We start from the raw sequence: 5,739 nt of genomic DNA on the forward strand, positions 1-5,739 counted from the left end.
TTTTACATTCTTAACAAATTTCTCGACTACTTGTTTAGCCAATTCTAAAGTCACTTCTTTTTTATTGAAAGAAGATTGTGCAATAAGCGAGATTATGGCACCTTCCAATTCACGAACATTACTTTTTATGTTACGTGCTACATATTCGATAATTTCTTCAGGAATTTCGACACCATCACGATACAAAATATTCTTTAAGATAGAAATTCTTGTTTCGTAATCTGGTTGATGCAATTCGGCAGATAATCCCCATTTGAAACGAGACAACAAACGTTGTTCGATATCTTGCATATCAACTGGTGCCTTGTCTGAAGTAAGAATTACTTGTTTCCCATTTTGATGTAAATAGTTGAAAATGTGAAAAAACACATCTTGAGTTCCTGTTTTTCCTGAAAGAAATTGCACATCATCAATAATCAAAACATCAATTAGTTGATAAAAATGTATAAAATCGTTTCTCGTGTTTTTCTTAACAGAGTCTATATATTGTTGCGTAAATATTTCGGCAGAAATATACAAAACTGTTTTATCTGGATATTTGTCTTTTATTTCTACACCAATAGCGTGAGCCAAATGGGTTTTCCCTAAACCTACACCACCAAAAATTAGTAATGGGTTAAATGATGTTCCACCAGGTTTATTAGCCACAGCCATTCCCGCAGAACGAGCCAATCTATTAGAATCTCCTTCTAAGAAATTATCGAAACTATAATTTGCGTTTAGCTGCGATTCAATCTTTAAATTACGAATTCCTGGAATAATAAAAGGATTTCTTAATTCTGGATTTTTTTGTTGTACGGGAACGTCAATTTCTTGCGTTTTTACTGGCGAACGGTGTGCACTTGGTAATTGTTCCGTAAACGGAAGTTTGTTACCATAAGTGTTTTCCATTTTAATTTTATAAAGTAACTTCGCATTTTTGCCAAGTTCTTTAGTTAGTGCAACTTTAAGTAATTTTACGTAGTGTTCTTCTAGCCATTCGTAAAAGAATTTGCTAGGAACTTGAATATATAATGCGTTATCAGTTAGTTCGACAGACTTGATAGGCTCAAACCATGTTTTATAGGCTTGCTCCTGAATGTTATCTTTTATAAAAGATAGACAGTTGTCCCAGACTGATTCAGCAGTTTTATTCATTGTGTGCATTCTTACGCTTTAAATTATTAAGGTTATCTTTACAAAAAAACAAGTAGTTTTTTTGATTAATACGGGATAGCAAATATGAGTCATAAAATCGTTAAAAAAAAATTTTTATGCTATTGATTTTATAAAAAAAATGTCGTAAGAGTAATTTTCTAAACGTTAAACAATTATTAAATATATACATTATTATAATGAAAGAATATCAATTTAAAGTCCGTGTTCGTTATGCAGAAACTGATCAAATGGCTGTAGTATATCACGGAAATTATGCGCAATATTTCGAAATGGGACGCGTGGAATGGTTAAGAAACCTAGGAATTTCGTATAAATGGATGGAAGAAAACGGAATTATGCTTCCTGTAGTTTCGCTTACTATGAATTATAAGAAACCGGCTCGTTATGATGATGAGTTAAGAGTAAAAACAATTTTTAAAAGTCAGACTTCTGTAAAGATTGAATTTGATTATGAGATTTACAATACAAACAATGAATTGTTAACAACTGGCAACTCCGTTTTGGTATTTGTAAACATGAAAACAGGACGACCAACCTTGCCTCCAGATTATGTAAATGAGAAATTGAATGAGATCTAAAATATTTTTTAGTTTGAAAAGAATATTACAAATAAAGAACACACGCTAATGTATTTTCTTTTTTATAAAATAAAGTTCATAATATTTATATGAAAAATGGGAAATAAAAATCGTGATTGTTATTACTACACAATTGTAAACTACAATAACCATTAATTTATCTAAATAAAATTTACTAAATACTTTTAAATAAATTAATCCTACAAATTGGATTACAATTGAATGATACATATATATGCCGTATGAAATTTTACCTAGATAAATTGACACATTGTTTTCCAATATTTTTAAAGGTGATAATGTCATAAAACTAATTAAAGTTGAAAAAAGCATCATGCTGAAAAAATGATAAGCTTCAATAGAAAAATAATCAATAAAAATATCAGTTGTGAAATAAATTATAAAAATAAAACATAACACATACAAAATAGTTTTGTGTATAGATAAAAAAGTCTTTTTTAAAATTAATATTGAAAAAAATCCACTCGAAGTAAAATAAAAAAAATACATCCCAAATTTTCTAAATAAAGGAGTTTGTTCATAAAAAAAGACACAGAAAAAAGTGAATGTAAATAATACTAAAAAAAGAATTATTTTTTTTGTGGGTAGCAATAATACAACTGGGGCTATAAATAAATAAAACTGTTCTTCAACCCCAATAGACCATAAGACTTCTATAATTCCTCCTGGACTATACAGAACAGCAAAAACATTTGGCAAAAAAAACAAGGAAAGTAACAACCCTTTATATAGATTATAATTGCTTTCAAAAGGAAATCCGAATTTTGGAAGTATAACATTATAATAAACTAATCCAAAAGATAAAATCAAAAAATAAAGAGGGAAAATCCTTAAGACTCTCCTTAAAAAAAACTTTTTTAATGAAACACTATTTGTAGTTTTCTTTTCAACATATAGCTGTCTGATAATTAAGAAGCCACTCAAGGAGAAAAAGACATTAACAGCTTCTGAACCTTTATGAAAAATGGGAAGAAAATTATAAAATGGGATATTATGCTTACTACAAAATTCTGGTAAATGAAAAACAACCACAATAATGGCAAGAAAAAACCTTAATGATGTAATATTTGGCAGGACTTTCATATTTAAATCTAAACTTCTTTAATCCCAACCTCAAAAATTACATCAAAAACGTCAAAAATACTTTTGGCGTTTTTTTTTCGGATAGCAATTTCTATTTCACATGCTTCTTCCATTTTTTGAGAAACAATTGTAATGTTTTTTTCTTTAATGATTCGCATTACTTTGTTCATATTCTTATAATCGAAACGAACTTGAAAGTGAACATCTATCGTTTTTTCTGTAATTTCTGATTCCTCCAGTGCCATTTGCGCAGCCGTTTTATAAGCAGTTATAAGTCCGCCAACACCTAGTTTTACACCTCCAAAATACCGAACCACAATTACTAAAACATTAGTAACATTAAACGATTGAATTTGTCCGTAAATAGGCATTCCAGCGCTATTGTTAGGCTCGCCGTCATCATTAGCACGATACTGGATTTTATCAGCCCCTAACTGATAAGCATAACACCAATGTCTGGCCGAAAAATGTTTTTTTTTGAGATTTTCGATATGAATCTTTACTTCTTCTTCAGAAGTGATTGGAAAGGCATAGCCAAAAAACTTGCTGTTTTTTTCTTTAAATAAAACTTCAGGCGATGAATTTGCTATCGTAAAATAGGTGTCTTGAATTTCCAAAAAAAATTATTTAAGAATAAACTTTTTATCAAAAAGTTCGGTAACATCTTCTTTTCCTGGAATGATATTCCAAACTTGCATTCCTAGCGATTCGGCAATATCAGTATTTTCTTTTTTATCGTCAATAAACAAGGTACGTTTTGTTATGAGATCGTGTTTTTTAATAATATAATTAAACGTTTGTGGATCAGGTTTTCTCATTCCTATTTCAAACGAAAAATATACTTTTTCAAAACATTGATAAAATTCTCTTATAAAAGTTGCTCCAAGCATGTGTTCAAATTTTGCTATATGAATTTCGTCTGTATTGCTTAACAAAAACAATTTGTAATTCATCATAGACAATCGTTGCAGAAATTCCAGTCTTTGCAAAGGAAAATCTAATAATACTGAATTCCATGCCGCTCTCAAATCGTCTATAGAAGCATTGGGAATTAGTTTTTTTAATCCAATAATGAATTGAACTTCTGTTAGCTTTCCTCGTTCAAACTCTTGGTTTAAATGTTCTAGATCATCATTCCAAGAATGCAATCCCAATTTTTTGAGTGCATTAAGCGAAGCTTCTTTATCCAAATTGATAAAAACATCGCCAAAATCGAAAATAATAGTGTTAATCATAGTTTAAACAGATTAAGAGTTCGTCACTTCCTATTTTTCTTTTTTCTACTATTCTTCCAGTAATAGTTGGTGCTTTTGTACCAGTAGAAAATATCTCAGTCCCATTGAAAATTCTTGCTTCGTCCCACAAATTTGCATCTATAAAACTTTGCAAAGTTTGCCTACCTCCTTCTATAATTACCGATTGTAAATTATTCTTAAATAAGAACTCAGCAATTTGCAGTACTACATTTTTAGAATAATCTATAATCTTGTCAGAAATTACAAACGTTTTTTGACTAATATCAAATATATAACTTTCTTTTGAAATTCTATTATTTTTATCTAAAACAATTCTTGTAGGATTTTTACCAGTCCAATCTCGAACATCTAATCTCGGATTATCATCAACAACAGTTTGAGTTCCCACAAGTATAGCAGCTTCTTCACTACGCCATTTATGCACTAACTGACGAGAATAAGTGTTAGTTATCCAAACTGGCTTTTTTTCATTTTTTGAAAATGGAGAAATAAATCCATCAGCACTTTCTGCCCATTTTAATATAATATATGGACGTTTTTTTTCCTGAAAAGTAAAAAAACGTTTGTTAGATTCTCGACATTCTGCTTCAAGAATCCCCACCGTAACATTTGCGCCAGCTTCTAATAAAGTTTTGATTCCTCTCCCCGATACTTTACTGTTTGTATCAACAGTACCAATAATTACATTTGGAATTTTATATTTAATGATTAAATCGCAACACGGCGGTGTTTTTCCAAAATGACTGCAAGGTTCTAAACTCACATAAATAGTCGATTTTTCCAACAATGATTTATCTTTTACTGAATTTATTGCATTTACTTCAGCATGATTTCCACCATAAGCAGACGTGAATCCTTCGCCAATAATTTTTCCATCACAAACTATTACAGCTCCAACTGAAGGGTTAGGCATAGCAACTGACAAACCATTTTTGGCTAATTCGATGCAACGTTTTATGTATTTTTCATGTATCTTCACATCACAAAAATAGCTATTTCTATTTACAATGAATGAACACATAATTAGAGAAATTCAAAAAACTGATAATCTGCAAGTTGCAAATGTTATCCGTACAGTTTTAATAGAGCATAATGTCCCAAAAGTGGGTACAGCTTATGCAGATCCACAATTAGATTTTATGTTTGAAGCCTATTCTGAACCTAATTCGATGTATTTTGTTGTAGAAAAAAAAGGGAAAATAATTGGTTGTGCTGGCATTGCTCCTTTGCAAAATGGCTCACCTGAAATATGCGAATTGCAAAAAATGTATTTTTTATCAGAAACTCGTGGTTTAGGTATTGGCACAAAAATGATGGAAATTTGCTTGCAAAAAGCTAAAGATTTTGGCTTCAAAAAATGTTATTTAGAAACGATGCCGTATATGAAAGCTGCTCAGAAATTGTATTTAAAATCTGGTTTTGAATATCTTTGCGAACCTATGGGAAATACCGGTCACACTTCTTGTCCTGTTTGGATGATTAAGCAGTTAACAATTGATAATGAATAATTTACGATTCCTAAAATGCTACTGAAAAACTACAGAACACAATTTATTGAAGAGCTAATAACATTTTTTGATGAAAAAGAAATCGAAAGTTTCTTCTATATTCTTTTAGAAGCTTTTCATCAATTGAAACGTGTC

7 protein-coding genes are annotated in these 5,739 nt (G+C 30.2%); 2 read left to right on the forward strand and 5 right to left on the reverse strand.

The genetic code is table 11. From position 1 onward, the window contains the following. Positions 1–1,137, reverse strand: a 1,137-nt coding sequence (gene dnaA / locus ACHZC3_RS01225) for a chromosomal replication initiator protein DnaA (protein WP_394758055.1), incomplete at its 3' end; no start/stop codon positions are given. A gap of 197 nt (positions 1,138–1,334) precedes the next feature. Between dnaA and ACHZC3_RS01230 the strand changes: the two genes are divergently transcribed. Beyond that, the gene (locus ACHZC3_RS01230) at positions 1,335–1,736 is read left to right on the forward strand and encodes an acyl-CoA thioesterase (protein WP_394758056.1); all 402 of its coding nucleotides are present in this window, start codon (positions 1,335–1,337) and stop codon (positions 1,734–1,736) included. A 45-nt stretch (positions 1,737–1,781) separates the two neighbouring features. Here ACHZC3_RS01230 and ACHZC3_RS01235 read toward each other — a convergent pair whose 3' ends face one another. The 4 genes from ACHZC3_RS01235 to ribD are packed head-to-tail and all read right to left on the reverse strand — an operon-like array spanning position 1,782 to position 5,075. Beyond that, positions 1,782–2,840 (reverse strand): acyltransferase family protein, encoded by a 1,059-nt coding sequence (locus ACHZC3_RS01235; RefSeq protein ID WP_394758057.1) that lies wholly within the window; start codon positions 2,838–2,840, stop codon positions 1,782–1,784. 8 nt (positions 2,841–2,848) lie between these two features. Next, complete coding sequence (locus ACHZC3_RS01240; protein WP_394758058.1) at positions 2,849–3,457, reverse strand: IMPACT family protein; 609 nt, start codon at positions 3,455–3,457, stop codon at positions 2,849–2,851. 6 nt (positions 3,458–3,463) lie between these two features. Next, the gene (locus ACHZC3_RS01245; protein WP_394758059.1) at positions 3,464–4,075 is read right to left on the reverse strand and encodes an HAD family hydrolase; all 612 of its coding nucleotides are present in this window, start codon (positions 4,073–4,075) and stop codon (positions 3,464–3,466) included. Beyond that, positions 4,068–5,075: a bifunctional diaminohydroxyphosphoribosylaminopyrimidine deaminase/5-amino-6-(5-phosphoribosylamino)uracil reductase RibD gene (gene ribD / locus ACHZC3_RS01250; RefSeq protein ID WP_394758061.1), complete on the reverse strand. Its 1,008-nt coding sequence runs from the start codon at positions 5,073–5,075 to the stop codon at positions 4,068–4,070. Before ribD ends, ACHZC3_RS01245 begins: the two co-directional genes overlap by 8 nt. A gap of 28 nt (positions 5,076–5,103) precedes the next feature. Between ribD and ACHZC3_RS01255 the strand changes: the two genes are divergently transcribed. Beyond that, positions 5,104–5,604, forward strand: a complete 501-nt coding sequence (locus ACHZC3_RS01255) for a GNAT family N-acetyltransferase (RefSeq protein ID WP_394758060.1) — start codon at positions 5,104–5,106, stop codon at positions 5,602–5,604. Positions 5,605–5,739: the final 135 nt, after the last annotated feature.

The sequence above is a fragment of the Flavobacterium sp. genome (assembly GCF_043720215.1).
In the GTDB taxonomy this organism is placed as follows: Bacteria; Bacteroidota; Bacteroidia; order Flavobacteriales; family Flavobacteriaceae; genus Flavobacterium.

Bases quoted from the DNA above. Each gene is read 5' to 3' on its own strand.
- ACHZC3_RS01230 (WP_394758056.1), top strand. From the start codon at position 1,335: ATGAAAGAATATCAATTTAAAGTCCGTGTTCGTTATGCAGAAACTGAT.
- ACHZC3_RS01235 (WP_394758057.1), bottom strand. From the start codon at position 2,840: ATGAAAGTCCTGCCAAATATTACATCATTAAGGTTTTTTCTTGCCATT.
- ACHZC3_RS01245 (WP_394758059.1), bottom strand. From the start codon at position 4,075: ATGATTAACACTATTATTTTCGATTTTGGCGATGTTTTTATCAATTTG.
- ACHZC3_RS01255 (WP_394758060.1), top strand. From the start codon at position 5,104: ATGAATGAACACATAATTAGAGAAATTCAAAAAACTGATAATCTGCAA.